Annotated in this window: 22 protein-coding genes; 11 read left to right on the top strand and 11 right to left on the bottom strand. The window is 65.3% G+C overall.

Going from position 1 to position 20,833, the window contains the following annotated elements; all coding sequences use genetic code 11:
- Nucleotides 1–227 precede the first annotated feature (227 nt).
- The 8 genes from AC628_RS28100 to dnaK form a co-directional block, all read right to left on the bottom strand.
- A complete protein-coding gene (locus tag AC628_RS28100) occupies nt 228–851 on the bottom strand; it encodes a 2,3-bisphosphoglycerate-dependent phosphoglycerate mutase (protein WP_074130027.1) in 624 nt (207 codons plus the stop codon).
- Nucleotides 852–897: 46 nt separating this feature from the next.
- On the bottom strand, nt 898–1,710 hold the full coding sequence (gene dapB, locus AC628_RS28095; protein WP_074130026.1) for a 4-hydroxy-tetrahydrodipicolinate reductase: 813 nt from the start codon (nt 1,708–1,710) through the stop codon (nt 898–900).
- Nucleotides 1,711–1,775: 65 nt separating this feature from the next.
- Entirely contained in the window at nt 1,776–2,078 is a 303-nt protein-coding gene (locus tag AC628_RS28090; RefSeq protein WP_050424071.1) for a DUF1330 domain-containing protein, read from the bottom strand.
- A 40-nt stretch (nt 2,079–2,118) separates the two neighbouring features.
- A complete protein-coding gene (gene pyrF, locus AC628_RS28085; RefSeq protein ID WP_074130025.1) occupies nt 2,119–2,841 on the bottom strand; it encodes an orotidine-5'-phosphate decarboxylase in 723 nt (240 codons plus the stop codon).
- Nucleotides 2,842–2,847: 6 nt separating this feature from the next.
- Complete coding sequence (locus AC628_RS28080; protein WP_074130024.1) at nt 2,848–3,426, bottom strand: NADPH-dependent FMN reductase; 579 nt, start codon at nt 3,424–3,426, stop codon at nt 2,848–2,850.
- A gap of 48 nt (nt 3,427–3,474) precedes the next feature.
- On the bottom strand, nt 3,475–4,077 hold the full coding sequence (locus AC628_RS28075) for a class I SAM-dependent methyltransferase (protein WP_074130023.1): 603 nt from the start codon (nt 4,075–4,077) through the stop codon (nt 3,475–3,477).
- A 100-nt stretch (nt 4,078–4,177) separates the two neighbouring features.
- Nucleotides 4,178–5,308 carry a molecular chaperone DnaJ gene (gene dnaJ / locus AC628_RS28070; protein WP_050424067.1) on the bottom strand — a complete coding sequence of 377 codons (1,131 nt, stop codon included), beginning with the start codon at nt 5,306–5,308 and terminating at the stop codon, nt 4,178–4,180.
- 176 nt (nt 5,309–5,484) lie between these two features.
- Nucleotides 5,485–7,386 (bottom strand): molecular chaperone DnaK, encoded by a 1,902-nt coding sequence (gene dnaK, locus AC628_RS28065; RefSeq protein WP_050404333.1) that lies wholly within the window; start codon nt 7,384–7,386, stop codon nt 5,485–5,487.
- Between the two features lie 567 nt (nt 7,387–7,953).
- Here dnaK and AC628_RS28060 point away from each other — a divergent pair.
- The 4 genes from AC628_RS28060 (at nt 7,954) to AC628_RS28045 (ending at nt 11,059) form a co-directional block, all read left to right on the top strand.
- The gene (locus AC628_RS28060; protein ID WP_074130022.1) at nt 7,954–8,889 is read left to right on the top strand and encodes a hypothetical protein; all 936 of its coding nucleotides are present in this window, start codon (nt 7,954–7,956) and stop codon (nt 8,887–8,889) included.
- A gap of 99 nt (nt 8,890–8,988) precedes the next feature.
- Entirely contained in the window at nt 8,989–9,699 is a 711-nt protein-coding gene (pncA, locus tag AC628_RS28055; RefSeq protein WP_074130021.1) for a bifunctional nicotinamidase/pyrazinamidase, read from the top strand.
- 24 nt (nt 9,700–9,723) lie between these two features.
- Entirely contained in the window at nt 9,724–10,566 is an 843-nt protein-coding gene (locus tag AC628_RS28050; RefSeq protein ID WP_074130020.1) for a helix-turn-helix domain-containing protein, read from the top strand.
- Nucleotides 10,567–10,633: 67 nt separating this feature from the next.
- On the top strand, nt 10,634–11,059 hold the full coding sequence (locus AC628_RS28045; protein ID WP_074130031.1) for a VOC family protein: 426 nt from the start codon (nt 10,634–10,636) through the stop codon (nt 11,057–11,059).
- A 38-nt stretch (nt 11,060–11,097) separates the two neighbouring features.
- On the opposite strand, the gene grpE is transcribed toward AC628_RS28045, so the two are convergent.
- Both grpE and hrcA read right to left on the bottom strand, forming a co-directional pair.
- Nucleotides 11,098–11,703 (bottom strand): nucleotide exchange factor GrpE, encoded by a 606-nt coding sequence (gene grpE / locus AC628_RS28040; RefSeq protein WP_074130019.1) that lies wholly within the window; start codon nt 11,701–11,703, stop codon nt 11,098–11,100.
- Between the two features lie 165 nt (nt 11,704–11,868).
- Nucleotides 11,869–12,957: a heat-inducible transcriptional repressor HrcA gene (gene hrcA, locus AC628_RS28035; RefSeq protein WP_016841498.1), complete on the bottom strand. Its 1,089-nt coding sequence runs from the start codon at nt 12,955–12,957 to the stop codon at nt 11,869–11,871.
- Between the two features lie 182 nt (nt 12,958–13,139).
- Between hrcA and rph the strand changes: the two genes are divergently transcribed.
- From rph to hemW, 3 genes are read left to right on the top strand one after another with little or no spacing between them, the layout of a single operon-like run.
- Complete coding sequence (rph, locus tag AC628_RS28030; protein WP_021078183.1) at nt 13,140–13,853, top strand: ribonuclease PH; 714 nt, start codon at nt 13,140–13,142, stop codon at nt 13,851–13,853.
- Nucleotides 13,854–13,864: 11 nt separating this feature from the next.
- The gene (gene rdgB, locus AC628_RS28025) at nt 13,865–14,500 is read left to right on the top strand and encodes an RdgB/HAM1 family non-canonical purine NTP pyrophosphatase (protein ID WP_074130018.1); all 636 of its coding nucleotides are present in this window, start codon (nt 13,865–13,867) and stop codon (nt 14,498–14,500) included.
- Nucleotides 14,487–15,644: a radical SAM family heme chaperone HemW gene (gene hemW / locus AC628_RS28020; RefSeq protein WP_074130017.1), complete on the top strand. Its 1,158-nt coding sequence runs from the start codon at nt 14,487–14,489 to the stop codon at nt 15,642–15,644. The genes rdgB and hemW overlap by 14 nt, the downstream gene beginning before the upstream one ends.
- A gap of 203 nt (nt 15,645–15,847) precedes the next feature.
- Here the strand turns inward: hemW and AC628_RS28015 are convergent, their stop codons facing one another.
- Nucleotides 15,848–17,050 (bottom strand): penicillin-binding protein activator, encoded by a 1,203-nt coding sequence (locus tag AC628_RS28015; RefSeq protein WP_074130016.1) that lies wholly within the window; start codon nt 17,048–17,050, stop codon nt 15,848–15,850.
- 219 nt (nt 17,051–17,269) lie between these two features.
- Here AC628_RS28015 and rsmI point away from each other — a divergent pair, with 219 nt between their 5' ends.
- The 4 genes from rsmI to AC628_RS27995 all read left to right on the top strand — a co-directional run bounded on the left by rsmI (nt 17,270) and on the right by AC628_RS27995 (nt 20,812).
- Entirely contained in the window at nt 17,270–18,223 is a 954-nt protein-coding gene (gene rsmI / locus AC628_RS28010; protein ID WP_074130015.1) for a 16S rRNA (cytidine(1402)-2'-O)-methyltransferase, read from the top strand.
- Nucleotides 18,210–18,593 carry a YraN family protein gene (locus tag AC628_RS28005; protein WP_050628015.1) on the top strand — a complete coding sequence of 128 codons (384 nt, stop codon included), beginning with the start codon at nt 18,210–18,212 and terminating at the stop codon, nt 18,591–18,593. The genes rsmI and AC628_RS28005 overlap by 14 nt, the downstream gene beginning before the upstream one ends.
- Before the next feature lie 30 nt (nt 18,594–18,623).
- Nucleotides 18,624–19,571 carry a glutathione synthase gene (gshB, locus tag AC628_RS28000; protein WP_074130014.1) on the top strand — a complete coding sequence of 316 codons (948 nt, stop codon included), beginning with the start codon at nt 18,624–18,626 and terminating at the stop codon, nt 19,569–19,571.
- A 269-nt stretch (nt 19,572–19,840) separates the two neighbouring features.
- Complete coding sequence (locus AC628_RS27995) at nt 19,841–20,812, top strand: MBL fold metallo-hydrolase (RefSeq protein ID WP_074130013.1); 972 nt, start codon at nt 19,841–19,843, stop codon at nt 20,810–20,812.
- Nucleotides 20,813–20,833: the final 21 nt, after the last annotated feature.

Here is a 20,833-nt window from a genome sequence, read left to right as displayed (position 1 = left end):
TGCTGGCCTCCGCCCAGCCAGCATGGTGAATCAAAAACGACCTGATTTGGGAATCCCAAATCGATTCAAGCTAACTTCATCCCGCTTTAGAGCGGGACCGTACGGTCTCTCACCGTCACCCTGAGGCGCTCGCGCAAGCGAGCCTCGAAGGGTCGACGGCCCGGCTGGTGGCCGTGCATCCTTCGAGACGCGCTTCGCGCTCCTCAGGATGACGGATCACACGTTGCCTACCCCGCCAGATCGACCTTCGAGGCCACGGTGGAATCGGCATTGAGGCGATAGACCACCGGCGCGCCGGTCGCGAGCTCGCGCTTGAGGATCTGCTCCGGCGTCAGCTTCTCCAGCACCATGATCAGCGCGCGCAGCGAATTGCCATGGGCGGCGATCAGCGTGCGCTGGCCGCGCAGCACGCCGGGCAGGATCTCCTGCACGTAATAGGGCAGCGTACGCGCCAGCGTGTCTTTCAGGCTTTCGCCGCCGGGCGGCGGCACATCGTAGGAACGGCGCCAGATCAGCACCTGGTCCTCGCCCCACTTCTTGCGGGCGTCATCCTTGTTGAGGCCCGAGAGATCGCCGTAGTCGCGTTCGTTGAGCGCGAGGTTCTTCGTGGTCGGCAGTCCGGTCTGGCCGATCTCTTCCAGCATCAGCTTCAGCGTGTGCTGCGCGCGGGTGAGGTCGGAGGTGAAGGCAACGTCGAACGACAGGTCCTGCGCCTTCAGCTTGCGGCCGGCGTCCTTGGCCTCACGGATGCCCTGCTCGGTGAGATCGGGGTCCTTCCACCCGGTAAACAGGTTCTTCAGATTCCATTCGCTCTGACCGTGACGAACGAGCACAAGAAGTCGATCACTCATTTCAGATTCCGTTTCGCTAAGATGGATTTGATCTCGACGAGCGATCTCAGTCACTCAACCCGAGAACGTCGGTCATCGAATACATGCCGGGCTTCTTGCCGTGTGCCCACAGCGCCGCCTTCAGCGCGCCCTGCGCGAACAGCGCGCGATCCTCGGCGTGATGGGAGAGCGTGATGCGCTCCGAGGGGCCGGCAAAGATCACGCTGTGATCGCCGGCCGCGGTGCCGCCGCGCAGCGAGGCAAAGCCGATGTCGCCTGCACGCCGTGCGCCGGTCAGGCCGTCGCGGCCGCGCGCCGAATGCTGATCGAGCGCGATCTTGCGGCCGGCAGCGGCAGCTTCGCCGAGCATCAAGGCGGTGCCCGACGGCGCATCGATCTTCTGCTTGTGATGCAGCTCGAGGATTTCGATGTCAAAGCTCTGGTCGAGCGATTGCGCGACGCGCTTGACCAGCGCCGCGAGCAGATTGACGCCGAGGCTCATATTGCCCGACTTCACCACGATGGCGCGGTCGGTGACGCTGCGGATCACCGCGTCGTCGGACGGCGACAGGCCGGTGGTGCCGATGACATGGACGAGGCCGCGCTCGGCCGCGATCGCGACATTGGCGATGGTCGCCGCCGGCACGGTGAAATCCAGGATGCCGTCGGCGCCCGCCGACATCGACCACAGATCGGCCGACAGTTTGACGTCATTGGCGGGAAGGCCGGCGAGCACGCCGGCGTCCTTGCCGAGCAGTTCCGAGCCCGGCGCTTCCAGCGCGCCGACCAGCACCGCCCCCGGGGTTTCGGAAATCACCCGCACCAGCGTGCGGCCCATCCGGCCGCCGGCTCCCGCAACGATCAAACGCATGTCAGCCATGGCTCACCTCTCCACGCGATATAGCGAGCCAAGGCAGTTCCGGCAACCGAGCCGGCCGGCCCCGGTCAGGGCTGCGGGCCGTCATAGCCCTCGATGATGATGAGGTCGGCGATCGAATGCGGCTGCCGCACCTTGATGTTGGCCTGGTATTCCGGCGAGTTGTAGCAGGCCATCGCGGTTGCGTAGTCGGGGAATTCGATCACGACGTTGCGGGAGCGGCTCTGGCCCTCGACGCAGTTGAGCTGGCCGCCGCGCACCACGTAGCGGCCGCCGAATTTCTTGAAGATCGCAAGGTTGGCGACCGCGTAGGGCTTGTAGCCTTCGTCGTTGTGAACGTCGACGCGTCCGATCCAGTATCCCTTCGCCATCTGTGTTCTCCCTTGTTGTTGGTTCAGGCGAGCTGTTGCTTCAGGCAAGTGCTTGGGCGATCTCGGTGTGAATGGCTTCGGCGGCGGCCTTCGGATCGGCGGCTTCCATCACCGGGCGGCCGACCACCAGATAGTCGGCGCCGGCGGCAATGGCACGGGCCGGCGTCATGATGCGCTTCTGGTCGCCGGTCGCCGAGCCCGCCGGGCGGATGCCGGGCGTCACCAGGTTCATCTGATCGCCGACGATCTTGCGCAGGGCGGCGGCTTCCTCGGGCGAGCTGACGAGGCCGTCGACGCCGAGCGCCTGCGCCTGCCGGGCACGCGCTTCGACGAGATCGGAGACGTTGAGGCGATAGCCTGCGGCGTGAAGGTCGGCGTCGTCGTAGGACGTCAGCACCGTCACCGCGAGGATCTTCAGACTGGTGCCGGCGCGGGCTTCGACCGCCGCCTTCATGGTCTGCGGATAGGCATGCACGGTGAGGAAGGTCGCGCCGAGCGAGGCGACGCTCTCGACGCCGCGCGCAACGGTGTTGCCGATGTCATGCAGCTTGAGATCGACGAAAACCTTCTTGCCGCTGCCCGCAAGCTGCTTCGCCAGCACGAGGCCGCCGGCGTAACCGAGCTGATAGCCGATCTTGTAGAAGGTGACGCTGTCGCCGAGCCTGTCGATCATCGCCTCGGCCGCAGCGACTGACGGCACATCGAGCGCCACAATCAACCGGTCTCTTGGGGCGATCCTTGGAGCGATCTTGGCTGGCTGCATGTCACCTCACATCATGCGTTGGGAATGGTCGATCAGCTGCCGCACCAGCGCGCGCATCGTGTCGATGTCGCCCTGGTGCTTAAGGTGATCCATGTCGTCATAGGCGTGCTCGGCGAATGACAGCGCGAGCTGGTTCGGGATCACGGTGGCGTGGCACGCCGACAGGATCAGGCGCAGCGCCGCCAGCGCACGCGTGCCGCCGAGCCGGTTGCCGGAGGCCGCGGCGATCGCGAACACGCGCTCGCGGAACACCTGGCCGCGTGCCTCGTGCGGATCCTGCACGCGGCTCACCCAGTCGATCGTGTTCTTCACCAGCGCCGGCACCGAGGAATTGTATTCCGGCGTCACCACCAGCACGCCATGATGGGCGCCGATCATCCGCTTCAGATTGACGGCGTGCTGCGGCACGCCCGATTTGGCCTGCAGGTCGCCGTCATAGATCGGCAGCGGAAAATCGCCGAGCGAAATGCGGGTGACATCGGCCCCCAGCAGCGCTAGCTCGTGCGCCAGCACGGCTGCCAGCTTCGCATTGAGCGAGCCTGATCGAAGCGATCCAGGGATCACGAGGATTTTCAGCGCGGACATTCTGCAATCGCGGTTGGGGCGCGTGCCCGACACGATTGCGCCGAGCGGTCAGCCCTTGCGATACACCCAGACCCGCGCGGGCGGAAGGTTCATCCAGATCCGCTCGGAGGCCTCTGTGGACACGCCCGGCAGCGACTTCGGAATCGGGGGCGCCACCGAATAGGTGAACTGGACGAAGGGCGCGCCCGGTGCGAGCGCAATGAAGGCGTCGCGGATCAGCTTCAGGCGGGTCAGCATCGGCTTGGTGACGAGCGGCAGGCCGGAGACCACGGCCGAGGCCGGAGACTTCATGACGTCCCACAGCGTGTCGCGAAGCCTGTAGGCGTCGCCCTGGACGACTTTGGCGTGCGGATAGCGTTCGCGCAGCAACGCGCAGAAGCCGGGATTGTACTCAACCAGGACGAGACGCTTCTGATCGACGCCATGTTCGATCAGCGCATTGGTGATCGCCCCGGTGCCGGGCCCAAGTTCGATGACCGGCCCTTCGGCTTCGGGATCGACATATTGCGCCATGGTGCGCGCGAGCAGCCGTCCGGACGGCATCACCGCGCCCATATGCAGCGGCTTCTCCATCCATGAACGGAGGAAACGAACCTCGTCGTCGAGACGGAGGGGCTTCTTCGACGCACGCACGGACGATTGCAGAGGCATGTCGCTACCAGGCGGGACCGCGCACAATCGAGCGGTTGTCAGAAAACGTTCATAAACACGTATAGATCGAAGTCGTTACGGTCAAGCGTAACGACTGCGGCTAGACGGAGCGGTTTCCGAAGAAGTCCTTGACCTTAGAGAAGAAACCCGCTGCCTCCGGCTGGGTTGCGCCGGACGAGAGTTTTTCGAACTCCATCAGCAATTCTTGCTGCTTCTTGGTCAGATTCTGCGGCGTTTCGACCACGACCTGGACGTACATGTCGCCGGTCTGGCGCGAGCGCAGCACCGGCATGCCCTTTGATGCGATGCGGAATCGGCGGCTGGACTGGGTGCCGGCCGGCACCTTCACCTTGGTCTTGCCCTTGTCGATGGTCGGCACCTCGAACTCGCCGCCGAGCGCTGCGGTCACCATCGAGATCGGCACGCGGCAGTGCAGGTCGGCGCCGTCGCGCTGGAAGAACTGGTGCGTGGTCAGCGACAGGAAGATGTAGAGGTCGCCGGGCGGTCCGCCGCGGACGCCGGCCTCGCCTTCGCCGGCGAGCCGGATACGGGTGCCGTCCTCGACCCCCGGGGGAATGTTGACCGACAGCGTGCGCTCGCGCGTCACCCGGCCGGAACCGGCGCAGGAGGTGCAGGCGTCCTCGATCATCTGACCGCGACCCTGACAGCCGGGGCAGGTCCGCTCCAGCGTGAAGAAGCCCTGGGCCTGCCGGATCCGGCCGGCGCCGCCGCAATGCGAGCAGGTCTTCGGCTTGGTGCCGGCCTTGGCGCCGGTGCCGGAGCAGGATTCGCAGGTGACCGAGACCGGGATCTCGATCTGCGCGGTCTTGCCCTGGAAGGCCTCCTCGAGTGTGATCTCCATGTTGTAGCGCAGGTCGGCGCCGCGCTCGCGGCCGCCACCGCCGCGGCGCTGTCCGGCCATGCCGAACAGATCCTCGAAGATATCGGAGAAGGAGGAGGCGAAGCCGGCGCCGAAGCCGGGACCACCGCCGCCCATGCCCTGCTCGAAGGCGGCATGGCCGAAGCGGTCATAGGCGGCGCGCTTGTCGCCGTCCTTCAGCACCTCATAGGCTTCGTTGATTTCCTTGAACCGGACTTCGCTGGTGGCGTCGCCCGGATTCTTGTCCGGATGCCATTTCATCGCGAGCTTGCGGAAAGCCGATTTCAGCTTGGTCTCGTCCGCGTTCCGATCGACCTCGAGAGTCTCGTAATAGCAGCGCTTGGTCGACATCCTTCAATTCCGTCCGAAGTTCGTGGCCATCGCCCAGGACCAGGTCCGCAAGAACTGCGCTTGCAAGGATTGCGCCTGTCTCGAAGATGCAGCGATCGCCTTAAAGAAAAATGACCCCCACTCCTCCGAGACGCGGCGCGTGCTCTTTGGTGTGAGGGTCATGATCGCAAATCCGCTTAAGCAGACTTCTTGCTGTTCTTGTCGTCGTCGACCTCGGTGAATTCCGCGTCGACAACGTCATCCTTGGCAGCGTCCTTGGCCGCATCGGCCTCGGCCTGCTGCTTGTACATGGCCTCGCCGAGCTTCATCGAAGCCTGCGCCAGCGTGTTGGTCTTGGCCTTGATCGCCTCGGCGTCGTCGCCCTTCAGCGCTTCCTTGAGGTCGCTGACGGCGTCTTCGATTGCGCGACGGTCCGTCTCCGGGATCTTCGATCCGTGCTCGGCCAAAGCCTTCTCGGTCGAATGAACCAGGCCATCGGCATGGTTCTTGGCGTCGACCGCCTCGCGGCGCTTCTTGTCCTCGGCCGCATTGGCCTCGGCGTCCTTGACCATCTTGTCGATGTCGGCCTCGGACAGACCACCGGATGCCTGGATCCGGATCTGCTGTTCCTTGCCGGTCGCCTTGTCCTTGGCCGAGACGTTGACGATGCCGTTGGCGTCGATGTCGAAGGTCACCTCGATCTGCGGCATGCCGCGCGGAGCCGGCGGAATGCCCATCAGGTCGAATTGGCCGAGCATCTTGTTGTCGGCCGCCATTTCACGCTCGCCCTGGAAGACGCGGATCGTGACGGCGCCCTGATTGTCTTCGGCCGTCGAGAACACCTGGCTCTTCTTGGTCGGGATCGTGGTGTTGCGGTCGATGATGCGGGTGAACACGCCGCCCAGCGTCTCGATGCCCAGCGACAGCGGGGTCACGTCGAGCAGCAGCACGTCCTTGACGTCGCCCTGCAGCACGCCGGCCTGGATCGCAGCGCCGATCGCGACGACTTCGTCGGGATTGACGCCCTTGTGCGGCTCCTTGCCGAAGAACTGCTTCACGACTTCCTGGATCTTCGGCATGCGGGTCATGCCGCCGACCAGCACCACTTCGCCGATCTCGCCGGCGGTCAGGCCGGCATCCTTCAGCGCCTTGCGGCACGGCTCGATGGTCTTCTCGACCAGGTCGGCCACCAGCGCCTCGAACTTGGCGCGGGTCAGCTTCATCGTCAGATGCTTCGGACCGGTCTGGTCAGCCGTGATGAACGGCAGGTTGATTTCGGTCTGCGTGGTCGACGACAGCTCGATCTTGGCCTTCTCGGCAGCTTCCTTCAGGCGCTGCAAAGCGAGCTTGTCGTTGCGCAGGTTGATGCCCTGCTCCTTCTGGAACTCGTCGGCGAGATAGCCGACCAGGCGCATGTCGAAGTCTTCACCACCGAGGAAGGTGTCGCCGTTGGTCGACTTCACCTCGAACACGCCGTCGCCAATCTCGAGAATCGAGACGTCGAAGGTGCCGCCGCCGAGGTCGTACACGGCGATCGTGCCGGACTTCGACTTGTCGAGACCGTAGGCGAGCGCGGCAGCCGTCGGCTCGTTGATGATGCGCAGCACTTCGAGGCCGGCGATCTTGCCGGCGTCCTTGGTGGCCTGACGCTGCGCGTCGTTGAAATAGGCGGGAACGGTGATGACGGCCTGATCGACCTTCTGGCCGAGATGCGCCTCAGCGGTCTCCTTCATCTTCTGCAGAATGAAGGCCGAGACCTGCGAGGGCGAATAGGTCTTGCCGTCGGCTTCGACCCAGGCATCGCCGTTCGATGCTTTGACGATCTTGTAGGGAACGAGCTTCTTGTCCTTCTCGACCATCGGGTCGTCATAGCGGCGGCCGATGAGGCGCTTCACCGCAAAGAACGTACGCTCGGGATTGGTCACCGCCTGGCGCTTCGCCGGCTGTCCGACGAGGCGCTCGCCGTCGTCGGTGAAGGCAACGATCGACGGCGTCGTCCGCATGCCCTCGGCATTCTCGATCACCTTGGCGTTCTTGCCATCCATTACGGCGACGCACGAATTCGTGGTGCCGAGGTCGATCCCAATGACCTTACCCATGATTTTGATATCCTCTTTGCTACGGCAGGTTGGTTGGGCCCTGACGGCGCTCCGTACCGAACCCCCAGACGTTCACATACTCGCGATATTGCGACGGTGAGCCTGATATAGGAGAGAGGGTCCTGCCCGCAAGGACTGGACGCAACGTTGAGGCCTGAAAAGACTGACGTTTGAAAGATTGTGTCAGTCCGACCGCGGCGCCGGTTCAAGCCCGATCCAAGTTAACAAATCGGCAATGATGGGGCCTGCCGTCGACCGCAAACGTTCGCGGCATGGCGTCAGCGCTGTTGAGTGAACGCTCACAAACGTCGTATGCGAGAGCGGCGCACGGGTCGAGGGCGCGCTGTTTGGCCGCTGGCGGCCGCTCGTTGGAAACGTCGGGAAACTGGAAAGTGCCAGCCAATCGGGGCCAAAAGCCCACGGAATCGAGCCTGCGGGCCCGGAGCGGAGAGTTGGCGGCCTGTTGCAGGGCCATCAAAACCGCTAAAAGCGGTCCGACTGAAAGAGGCCATCCAGCCCTGCACCGGCCCCGTTGCGCGGCCACCAAGCAAAACCGGTAGATCCCCCATGACGCCTTTTCGAGTTCTCGTTGCGGTTGCCTTGCTGATTGCCGCCACCTGTCGTGGCTTTGCCGCCGACGTGGTGTTTCCGCCGGGCGCGCATGTCGGGATGAAACCGCTGGTGGGCCTCGTCCGCGCCAAATCGTTCATCGGCTTCGAGACCGAGGATCAGGGCGTCAAGGTCCTGATCGCCGACCTGCCTGCGGACGCCTACAACGAGGTCGTGACCGCCTTCAAGGCCAACCCGGCCGGCACCGGAAACATCAAGCCCGAGAGCCTCGAGACGCCGGCCGGCCTCGCATACTACACCGTGGAGAGCGCGCGCGACGGCGCCAGCAATGTGCGGCGCTATTCCATGATCCTGCCGGGGCCGACCTTCTCCGGCTATGTCGCGGTGCAGGTGCCGGAGAACGCCAGCAAGATCTACACCGACGACGCGGTCCGGCAGATGTTCGCCTCGGCCCAGATTCGCAACGAGGTGCCGGTCGACGAACAGCTCGCCATGATGCCGTTCAAGGTCACCGAGCTCGGCAGCTTCAAGAACATCCGCATGCTGGCGCCGGGCGCAGCGCTGCTGATGGCCGACGGCGACGACAAGGTCCTTGAGACCAAGCCCTTCATGCTGCTTGGCGTCATCGCTTCTGCGCCCGCCACGCCTGACGACCGCGGCCGCTTTGCCCAGCAGATCGCGACCACGATCCCCGGCGTGCGCGACGGGCGGATCACCATGTCCGAACCGATCCGGATCGACGGCCAGCCCGGCTTCGAGACCCGGATCGACGCCGTCAGCGGCAAGGACAACACCCCGGTGACCATCGTGCAGTGGCTGCGGTTCGGCGCGCAGACATCGGTGCGGGTCATCGGCAGCTCGCCGCGCACCGATTGGGAGAAGGCCTTCCCGCGCTTCCGCGCGGTGCGCGACGGCATCCAGCCGCGCGGCTGACCAGCCGTTCGCAGCCCGGTCAGAAAAATCCCACTTTCGTCGTTCGCCGAACGGAACTAGCCTCCTCGCGCTGTATCACGCAAAGCGAGGAGGGGCGCGATGTTGGATCGACGACGGATCGTTGCAGGCCCTGGTACGATGGCGCTTGCGACGCTGGTTCCAAGAAGTCTCTGGGCCGCCACCATCAAGCCCGACGATGGCTCCGCGCTGCTCGTGATCGACGTCCAGAACTGCTTCCTGCCCGGCGGCAGCCTCGCGGTGAAGGATGGCGAGCAGGTGGTGCCTGTCATCAACAAGATCGCCAAGAGCTTCGCCAATGTGGTGATGACGCAGGACTGGCACACGCCGGGTCACATCTCGTTTGCCTCGGTCCATGCAGGCAAGAAGCCGTTCGAGGTCATCGACCTCGCCTACGGCAAGCAGGTGCTGTGGCCCGATCACTGTGTGCAGGGCACTGACGGCGCAGGGCTGTCGAAGGACCTCGCGATCCCGCAGGCCGAGCTGATCATCCGCAAGGGTTTTCACAAGGACGTCGACAGCTACTCCGCCTTCACCGAAGCCGACGGCAAGACCACCACAGGGCTTGCCGCCTATCTCAAAGCGCGCAACGTCGAGCGGGTTTTCGTGGCCGGGCTCGCCACCGATTTCTGCGTGGCATGGACCGCGCTCGATGCGCGCAAGGCCGGTTTCGAAACCTATGTGGTGGAAGACGCCTGCCGCGGCATCGACACCCAGGGATCCCTCGCCAAGGCCTGGGCCGATATGGACAAGGCCGGGGTCAAGCGCATCCAGTCGTCCGATATCGGGTAAGCCGCCGCCTCCTGCGAGGACCGCATGGCCGAGTTCGCGGCACCCGTCGCATTTGAGTTCGTGCAGCGCACCCCGTCGCTGCGCACGGCAGGGCTGATTGCTGCGATGACCGGCTATCGCGAGACCGCGGCCGGCCGGTTCGCGCAGCGGCAGACCGCGCCGCTGATCGTTCCGCTGATCATCAGCTTCGGCACCCCGTTCCTGATCGCGCTCGGGCGGGAGCCGCAAGCGAGCGACCGCCAGCACAGCTTTGCTGCCGGTCTCTACGCGGGACCGGTCTACATCGAGTCCGATGGCCACGCCGCCTGCGTGCAGGTGGATTTCACCCCGCTTGGTGCCTACAGCTTCTTTGGCGGCGCCGTGACCGAGCTGGCCGGGCGCATGATCGAACTCGATGACGTGCTCGGCCGTGATGGCCATTGGCTGCGCGAGCGGCTCGGCGCCGAGACCTGCTGGCAGCGCCGCTTCGACCTGATCGAGGACTTCGTGCTTCGCCGCGCCGGCCACGCGCCGTCTGGCGAAGTCGCGTTCGCCTATCGAAGACTGGCGCGCTCGGCCGGTGCCATCAGGATCACGGCACTGGCCGGCGAGATCGGCTGGAGCCGCAAGCATCTGGTCGGCCGGTTTCGATCCGAGCTCGGCCTCGCGCCCAAATCGCTGGCGCGCATGATGCGGTTTCATCGGGCGAGCCGGCTTGCACAAAGCGGATCCAGGCTCGGCTGGGCGGGCATCGCGGCGGAAAGCGGCTATGCCGACCAGGCCCATCTCGCTCGCGAGTTCGTCACGTTCGCAGGGGAACCGCCGACCGCCTGGGCACGCCGCCAGGCGCTGACCAACGGCCGGCTGGTTCGTGCCGAGGACTGGTAACAAACCTTCAAGCCGAAGCCGGATTGTCTCGTGCAGAGTGGCGCCATCAGCCAAGGAGGCCACGACCATGACGCACGATATCGAACCGCCCCGCATCTATCCGACCCTGCGCTGCAAGGACGCCGCGGCGATGATCGCCTGGCTGACGACGGTGATCGGATTCACCGAGCACGTCGTCTATCGCAACGGCGGCGTGATCCACCATGCCGAGCTTGCCTACGGTTCCTCGCTGCTGATGCTGGGCCAGGCTCGCGACGATGCCTATGGCAGACTGGTCGGCGACCTCGGCGGCCGCCGCACCGATTCGATCTACATCGCCGTCAACGATCCCGACGCCCTGCATGCGAAGGCGAGGGCTGCGGGAGCCAAGATCGAAATGGAACTGCGCGACACCGAATACGGCAGCCGTGATTTCGCGTGCCGGGACCCGGAAGGAAATCTCTGGAGTTTCGGCACCTATTGGCCGAAAGCGCATGAGAAGCCGCTGCCGTGAAACCACGACAGCGCGCTTAGGTTCGCGGATTGGACGGATCAGACCGTGATGTCGGCGGCGGGTGCAGCCTTGGCGCCGCCCTTGGAGACGCCGACCAGCGCCGGACGCAGGATGCGCTCGCCGATCATGTAGCCGGCCTGCACCACCTGCACCACCGTGCCCGACGGCACCGACGCATCAGGCACCTCGAACATCGCCTGTTGGAAGTTCGGGTCGAACTTCTCGCCGATCGGATCGAACTTCTTGACGCCGTTCTTCTCCAGCGCGTTGAGCAACGAACGCTCGGTCAGCTCGACGCCTTCGATCAGCGCCTTCAGGCCGGGATCGGCAGCTTCCTTGGTCTCGGCCGGCACGGCGTCGAGTGCGCGCTGCAGATTGTCGGCGATATCGAGCACGTCGCGGGCGAAGCCGGTGATGCCGTAGGTCTTGGCGTCGGCGACCTCGCGGCGCGTGCGCTGGCGGAGGTTCTCCATCTCGGCCAGCGTGCGCAGCGTGCGGTCCTTCGCCTCGGCGAGTTCCTTGGTCAAGGCCTCGGCCGATCCCACCTCGGGATCGTCAGGCATGATGTAGGGCTTCGAGACCACGGGCTCACCCGTCGGCGCCGAATTCTCGGTGTTGTCGTTGGCCCGGTTCGGATCGGTCATGGCTTGCCTTCTCGAAAACTCGCGTCGGTTCAAATCTTGGGGATTGGCTGCCCGGGATATCGTGCTTTAAGCGGCGAAAATCAAGCGCAACATACCGGTTTCGGGCATAGGGATCTCCGGTCGGGGTGAACGAAACCCATCAAATGAAAGCGAAATCCGCCCCTGTCAGCCGCCCAGCATCTTGCTGACGATGCGCGCGGCATAATCGACGGTCGGGATCACCCGCGCATAATTCAGCCGCGTCGGCCCGATCACGCCGAGCACGCCGACGATCCGGCCCTGGGCGTCGCCATAGGGCGCGATGATGGTCGAGGAACCCGACAGCGAGAACAGCTTGTTCTCCGAGCCGATGAAGATCCGCACGCCCTCGCCGCGCTCGGCGCGGCCGAGCAGGTCGATCACGCCGCGCTTGGTCTCGAGATCGTCGAACAGCGACTTGATCCGCTCGAGATCATCGAGCGCATGGAGATCCTCGAGCAGGTTGGCGTGACCGCGCACGATCAGCTGGCGGTCCTCGTTCTCGCCGCCGGACCAGCTCGCGATGCCGGCCGCGACGACCTTTTGCGTCAGCTGGTCGAGCTCGGCGCGATTTTGCGTCAATGCGGTCTCGAGCTCGAGCCGTGCTTCGGCCAGCGTCCGGCCGCGGATCCGCGCATTGAGGAAATTGGTCGCCTCGGTCAGGGCCGAGGACGGAACGCCCGGCGGCAGCGCCAGCACGCGGTTTTCGACCTGGCCGTCTTCGCCGACCAGCACGACCAGCGCCTTCTCCGGCTCCAGCCGCACGAATTCGATATGCTTCAGCCGCGCATTCGACTTCTGCGTCAGCACCACGGCCGCGGCCCGGGTCAGCCCCGACAGCCGCGTCAACGCTTCGCCAAGCGCCGCCTCGACGGATTGCGCACGGCCGACGGCCGCAAGCTGGGTCTGGATCGACTGGCGTTCGGCCTCGGTAAGGTCGCCGACCTGCATCAGGGCGTCGACGAAGAAACGCAGGCCAAGCTCGGTCGGCAGCCGGCCGGCCGAGGTGTGCGGCGCATAGATCAGGCCGAGCTGCTCGAGGTCCGACATCACATTGCGGACCGAGGCCGGCGACAGCGGTAATGCGATCAGGCGCGAGATGTTGCGCGAGCCGACCGGCTCGCCGGTCGCGAGATAGCTTTCGACGATTTGACGAAAAATATCGCGCGAGCGCTCGTTGAGCTGGGCGAGCCCGGCATGCGGGGCAATCAGGCCGATCGGATCGTGGTGAGTCACACTCCAGTCCCTCACAATTACTGCCTAATTTGTCGATCCGGAGGGCCGGTGACAAGCATGCATTCGGCCCTCTGGTACCGGACCAATCCGGGGCCGAAAACCCGTGCCAAAGCCCTTGCCGCTGCCCCCTGCCCCTCCTACAAGCACGCCCAGCCATATCTGTCGGATTTTTGGAGGATTTCATGCGGCCAAGCCGCCGTGCGCCCGATGAACTACGTCCCGTGTCGCTGGAACGCGGCGTCGTCAAATACGCCGAGGGTTCCTGCATGGTGAAGTTCGGCGACACCCATGTGCTGGTGACCGCGACGCTGGAAGAGCGCCTGCCGCCGTGGCTGAAGGGCCAGGGCCGCGGCTGGGTCACCGCCGAATACGGCATGCTGCCGCGCGCCACCCTGGAACGCACCCGCCGCGAGGCCTCCGCCGGCAAGCAGGGCGGCCGCACGGTCGAGATCCAGCGGCTGATCGGCCGCTCGCTGCGCGCCGCCGTCGATCTCGAAGCGCTCGGCGAGCGCCAGATCACGGTCGATTGCGACGTCATCCAGGCCGATGGCGGCACCCGCACCGCCTCGATCACCGGTGCCTGGGTGGCGCTGGCCGACTGCATCAACTGGATGAAGACCCGCAACATGCTGAAGACCAACGTGTTGCGCGACAATGTGGCGGCGATCTCCTGCGGCATCTACCAGGGCACGCCGGTGCTCGACCTCGATTATGCCGAGGATTCGGAGGCCGACACCGACGCCAATTTCGTCATGACCGGCGACGGCCGCATCATCGAGGTGCAGGGCACCGCCGAGAAGACGCCGTTCTCGCAGGACGAATTCCTGGCCCTGATGGCGCTGGCGCGCAAAGGTGTCGCGCGTCTGGTCGACTTGCAAAAGATCGCGGTCGCGTAGTCAGATTGGTCATGCATCGCCGAATCACCGGAAGGCTCGTCATCGCCACCCATAATCCCGGCAAGCTTGCCGAGATGCGGGAACTGCTGGCGCCGCATGGCGTGGAGGCGGTGTCGGCGGGCGAGCTCGATCTGGCTGAGCCCGAGGAGACCGGCGACAGCTTTCGCACCAATGCGGCGATCAAGGCGATCACAGCGGCAAAGGCTGCGGGACTGCCGGCCTTCGCCGACGATTCCGGCCTCGTGGTCGACGCGCTCGACGGTGCGCCGGGGATTTACTCGGCGCGCTGGGCCGGCGAAGGCAAGGACTTCATGGCGGCGATGACGCGGATCGAGCGGCTGCTGCAGGAGCGCGGCGCCACCGCGCCGGACCAGCGCAAGGCGCATTTCGTCTCCGCGCTGTGCGTGGCCTGGCCGGACGGTCACCTCGAAGAGGTCGAGGCCCGGGTCGATGGAACCCTGGTCTGGCCGCCGCGCGGCACCGCCGGATTCGGCTATGATCCGGCTTTCCTGCCCGACGGTTACACGCGGACCTTTGGCGAGATGAGCAGTATCGAGAAGCACGGCCTGCCGCCGCTCGGGCTCGGCCTGTCACATCGCGCCCGCGCCTTCGTGAAGCTCGCGGAGATCTGCCTTGAGCCACGCTGAACGAGAAGCTTTCGGCGTCTACGTGCACTGGCCGTTCTGCCTGTCGAAATGCCCGTATTGCGACTTCAACAGCCACGTCCGGCATGCGCCGGTCGATGAGGCGCGCTTCGTGCGCGCGTTCGCCCGCGAGATCGAGACCACGGCTGCGCGGGTGCCGGGGCGCGAGGTCACTTCGATCTTCCTCGGCGGCGGCACGCCGTCGCTGATGCAGCCGCAGACCGTCGGCGCCGTGCTCGATGCGATCGGCAAGCATTGGCAGGTCTCGCGCGACGTCGAGGTCACGCTCGAGGCCAATCCGACCAGCGTCGAGGCGACGCGCTTTCGCGGCTATCGCGCCGCCGGCGTCAATCGCGTCTCGCTCGGCGTCCAGGCGCTGGATGATGCGTCGCTGAAGGCATTGGGCCGCCTGCACACCGCGCGCGAGGCGCTCGACGCGGTTGCGATCGCGCGCTCCGCATTCGACCGCTACTCGTTCGATTTGATCTACGCCCGCCCCGACCAGACGCCGCGGATGTGGGCCGATGAATTGAAGCAGGCGATCGCGGAAGCAGCCGAGCATCTGTCGCTCTATCAGCTCACCATCGAGGAAGGCACGCCGTTCTTCGGACTGCATGCCGCCGGCAAATTGCAGACACCTGATGAAGCGACTTCGCGCGCACTCTACGACGTGACGCAGGAAGTCTGCGCCCGCGAGGGATTGCCGGCCTACGAGATCTCCAACCACGCCCGCACTGGGGCGGAGTGCAAGCACAATCTGGTCTACTGGCGCGGCGAGGAATATGCCGGCATCGGCCCCGGCGCGCATGGCCGGCTCGACGTCGATGGCATCAGGCACGCGACCGCGACCGAGCGGCGTCCCGAGGCCTGGCTGCTGAACGTCGAGGAGCGCGGCCATGGCGTCGTCACCGATGACAGCCTCAACAGCGAAGAGCGCGCCGACGAATTCCTGCTGATGGGGCTGCGGCTCGCCGAGGGCATCGATCCCAAGCGTTATGCGCAGCTCTCCGGCCGAAAGCTCGACCCGCACCGGATCGCGATGCTGCGCGAGGAAGGCGCGATCGCCGTTGATGCCGACGGACGGCTGCGCGTGACCAAGTCGGGATTCCCGGTGCTCGACGCCGTCGTCGCGGATCTCGCGGCCTGAAGCCTGATGAGATTAGGTTGAGCTGGAACGGCGTCGGAAGTTCACCTCTCCCTTGGGAGAGGTGAACCAAGACCGAGCCAAGCCGATTCAACCGAAACTCATCCCGCTCTGGGTGCACGCTGCCAAAATATCGAAAACAACCCCATGCAAAGTAGCCGGCGGGTGCCGGCGCTCGACAAGGCAGCTCGACCGGCTGACGAAAATTAAGCGCCAAAGCTCTTCGGCGAACCTGCAACCGGCGTGCTGCCTCCGGACGCCACCTTCATGACCGCAAGGCCGCGCTCGTTGGTGCCGTCGGAGCGAAAGCGGAACAGGCCGTCGATGCCGGCAAAGCCGGACGGATTGGTCAGCGTCTCCGGTGCGAAGCGCTGCGCCCCCTGGGTGCGCGCCAGCGCCGCCATCAATGCCACGGCATCATAGGCGAGCGTTGCGGTGCGCACCGGCTCGCCGCCGAACTTGGTGCGATAGCGGCCGGCGAAGCTGCGGAAGCCGGAAGGGTCGGGCGCGGCGTAGAGGCCGCCCTGCAAGACGGGGCTCGCGAACACCCGCGGATTGTCCCACAGCCCGGTACCGAGCAGCTGGATGTTGCGCAGATTGGCGCCCGCCGCGGTCAACGCATCGGCGGTCGCGACCACCGAATCGCCGTCGTCGGCGATCAGCAGCGCATCGGCCTGGCCGAGCGCCTGCGCCACGGTCCGCGCCGGCGTCGCGCGATCGGCGCCATATTTCTCGAATGCGACGACGCGGCCATTCTTGCGGCCGACCGCCTGCTTGAACGCGGCCTCGACCACGTTGCCATAGGCATTGTCCGGCACCATCGCGGCGAACGAGCGCTTTCCGATCCCGGAAGAATAATCGACGATCCGGTTGATGTCGGACTCGGGGAGGAAGCTCAGCAGATAGACGCCGTGCCCGGCGACGCTCGAATCGGTGGAGAATGCGATCACCGAGGTTCCGCGCGGCCGCGTCAGTTGCGCGACGGCCGGCACCGAACCGGCGAACAGCGGTCCCAGGATGATCTCGGCGCCTTCGGACAGTGCCTGCTGGGCACCCTGCGATGCGCCCTGCGGGCTGCCGCCATCGTCCTTGATCAGGAGCTGAATATTCGGGTTCTGGAATTCCGCCAGCGCCATTTCGGCGGCGTTGCGCATCGATTGCGCGGCGAGCCCGGCATTGCCGGACGCCGACAGCGGCAGGATCAATCCAATTTTGACCTGCCCGGTGCCGACCGCCTGCGGCTGCTGTTGCGGGCCGGCGGGACCACCTTCCGGGTTGCTGGAGAATTGGCTCAAGCTCTGCTGGATGCCGGAACAGGCCGCGAGCAACGGCGCGCCCACGAGCAGGCCGAGCGCCGTCCGCCGGGTCGCGCCCGATGGCGAGGAGTTGCGGTGATGCGGGCCTTCCATCGTCTCTCTTCTCTTGGCCGACCAGGATCGGCCAGGACTCCATCGACCTCTGATGAGGCGGGTGGATTTGGGCATATTGTCGGCGAATAGTTAACTAAAACAAAAGGATTATGGCCCCGCGGCGCCCTTGCCGCGGCTCCCGTTTCCCTCAGCAGCCGCCTACCGTCATCGCGGTTTCCGGATGTGGCGCAAGTGCTGCCATCCCTCTAGATTGGCATTATGCGCGCAAAAGCCAGTTCCCTCCACAGTTCCGATGCCACGACAGGTGCTGCGGCCAAAAGCTTTTCGATCGGCGGACAGCAGCTGGCTGCACCAAAGGCCAGGCCCGGGCTCCATCTGGTGGCTACCCCGATCGGCAATCTCGCCGACATCACCCTGCGCGCGCTGGAGACGCTGGCGGGTGTCGACGTCATCGCCTGCGAAGACACCAGGATTACGCGCCGGCTGACCGAACGTTACGCGATCACCGCCGAATTGGCGCTCTACCACGAGCATAATGCCACCCAGGCCCGGCCCAAGATCCTCGAACGGCTGGCGCAGGGTGCTGCCATTGCACTGGTGTCGGACGCCGGTACGCCGCTGATCTCCGACCCCGGCTTCAAGCTGGTGCGCGAGGTCTGCGCCGCCGGGCACTCCGTCATCGCGGTGCCCGGACCATCGTCGGTACTGACCGCGCTGTCGGTTGCGGCGCTGCCGACCGACCGGTTCTTCTTCGAGGGATTTCTACCTGCCAAGGAGCACGCGCGCCGCGCGCGGCTCACCGAACTCGCCCGGATCGATTCGACGCTGGTGATGTTCGAATCCGGCAATCGCGTGCAGGACACGCTACGCGATCTCGCCGCGATCATGGGTGATCGCCATGCTGCGATCTGCCGCGAACTGACCAAGCTGCACGAGGAGGTCAAGCGCGCGCCGGTCGCCGAGCTCGCGGCAGGCGCGGATGGGCTGGAGACGCGCGGCGAATTCGTGCTCGTGATCGGGCCGCCGGCCGATGATGCCGGGGTGATGGATGAGAATGCGCTCGACGACCTCCTGCGCGCGCAGCTCGCCCGCGGCAGCGTCAAAGATGCGGTGGCGCATGCCGTCGAGCTGTCGGGCCGCCCGCGCCGCGAGGTCTACGCCCGCGCGCTCGAACTCGCCAAAACCATCGGAGACGGCGATGGCGAAGACTGACAGCGCCTCGCCCGAACGCGTGGCGGCATTCCGCACCGGCTTGTCGGCCGAAAGCCGCGCCGCGGCCCTCCTGATCGCCAAGGGCTATCGCATCCTGGCGAAGCGCTTCCGCACCCCCTATGGCGAGATCGACCTGGTGGCGCGGCGGCGCAACCTCGTCGCCTTCGTCGAGGTCAAGGCCCGGGCCAGCCTCGACGACGCCGCCTATGCGGTGACGCCGCGCCAGCAGCAGCGCATCGTCAATGCCGCCCAGGCCTGGCTGATGGCGCATCCCGAACATGCCGAATTTGACCTCAGATTCGATGCCGTGCTGATTGCGCCGAGGAGCCTGCCGCGCCATCTGTTAGCGGCATTCGACGCAAGCCCTTAAAGTTACCCTCAGACCTCTCGGGACACGCCTATGAAATTGAAGATCGCCGTCCAGATGGATCCCATCGCGCGCATCAACATCCGCGGCGATTCGACCTTTGCGCTGCTGCTCGAAGCCCAGAAGCGCGGCCACGGCATTTCCTACTACACGCCCGACAGACTGTCGCTGCGTGGCGAGGAGCTGGTGGCGCCGCTGCAACCGCTCACCGTGCGCGACGAGGTCGGCGATCACTTCACGCTGGGCGAAGCGAAGCGCGAGGCGCTCAACGGCTTCGACGTGGTGCTGCTGCGGCAGGACCCGCCGTTCGACCTCGCCTACATCACCTCGACGCACTTTTTGGAGCGCATCCATCCGAAGACGCTGGTGGTCAACGATCCGGCCAGCGTGCGCAATGCGCCGGAAAAGCTGTTCGTGATGAATTTCCCGCAGCTGATGCCGCCGACCCTGATCTCGCGCGACCTCGACGAGATCAACGCGTTCCGCGACCAGCACGGCGCCGTCGTCATGAAACCGTTGCACGGCCATGGCGGCGCTGCGGTATTCCGCGTGATGCCGCAGGACATGAACTTCGGCTCGCTGTTCGACATGTTCTCGGTCACCTTCAAGGAGCCCTGGGTGATCCAGCGCTTCCTTCCCGAGGTGAAGCACGGCGACAAGCGCATCATCCTGGTCGACGGCGAGTTCGCCGGCGCGGTCAACCGCGTGCCGGCGGCGGACGATCTGCGCTCCAACATGGTGCGCGGCGGCGCGGCCAAGGCCACCGAGCTCTCGGATCGCGAGCGCGAAATCTGCGCCACGCTCGGACCCGCACTGCGCGAGCGCGGCCTGCTGTTCGTCGGCATCGACGTGATCGACGGCAACCTCACCGAGATCAACGTCACCTCGCCGACCGGCATACGCGCAATCCAGCGGCTCAATGGCCCCGATGTCGCAGCGATGATCTGGGATACCATCGAGAAGAAGCGCGCCGCGAAATAATCCTCCTTCCTTGTGCGTTGCACATGCAGGTTGAACTCTGGGGCATGATCGCCCGAAAAGATCATGCCCAAACAAAGCGCTAAAGCGCGATGACGATGAATCACAATCGCATCGCGCGTTAGCCTGGGTTCGGCTGCGCCTGCGTTCGCCTTATTCTTCTTGCCAGCTTGCGCAGGCGCGGGCAGCATCCTCTTGCCTGTGTCAGGTCAAGCGGCGGGCCAGTGCGGGCGACAACGCAACAAACTCATAAAAATTTGGAGGAAGACGTTATGACGCTCAATGTCTCACGACGATCCTTGCTCGCGCTCGGTGCCGGTCTCGGCGCCAGCACACTCCTCGGCGGCACTGCGCAAGCGCGCGCGCCGAAGCTCGGCACGCAGACTCCCTATTGGCACCGCTTCGTGCTCGGCGATGCCGAAGTCACCGTCGTCTCCGACGGTCCGCTTCCGCTCGGCGATCCCTCCGGCACCTTCACCGGCGTGCCGAAGGAAGAAGTGAAGAAGATGCTCTCCGACAACTTCCTCTCGCCCGACAATGTCGTGCTCGAGCAGAATTCGCCGATCGTCAACACCGGCGACAAGCTGATCCTGTTCGATACCGGCATGGGCACGTCGAAGGCGTTCGGTCCGACCACCGGGCGGCAGCAGAAGAGCATGCAGGAAGCCGGCATCAAGCCGGAGGACATCGACGCCGTCGTGCTGTCGCACGCGCACATCGATCATATCGGCGGCATTGTCGGCGCCGACGACAAGCCGCTGTTCCCGAATGCGCAGTACTACATCGCGCAGAGCGATCTCGATTTCTGGACCGACGAAGGCAAGATGGGCAGTCCGTTGAAGGACTTTGTCGTGCACGCCCGCAAGAACCTGCTGCCGGTGCGCGACCGCATCGTGTTCTTCAAGGACGGCCAGGAATTCCTGCCCGGCGTGCAGGCGATCGCGGCGCCCGGCCACACCGTGGGCCACACCATCTTCATGGTGAGCTCCGGCGGCAAGTCGTTCGCCTTCCTCGGCGACCTCTCGCATCACGCGGTGCTGCTGCTGGAGCGGCCGCGGATGGAGTTCTCATACGACACCGACCCGAAGCAGGCGGCGGCCTCGCGGGTCAGGCTGCTGGAGACGTTGGCTGCGAACAAGACGCCTGTCATGTCCTATCACTTCGCCTGGCCGGGCTACGGCCACGTCGCCAAGGCCGGCGAGGGCTTCCACTACTATCCCGAGCCGATGCAGATGACGCTGTAATCGTACAAAGCTCCGTGAGGG

Origin of the sequence: Bradyrhizobium sp. NAS96.2, assembly GCF_001908235.1 — a bacterium.
Lineage (GTDB): Bacteria > Pseudomonadota > Alphaproteobacteria > Rhizobiales > Xanthobacteraceae > Bradyrhizobium.
Note: the sequence above shows the minus strand (reverse complement) of the source record. Positions and strands in the feature narration are given on the sequence as shown.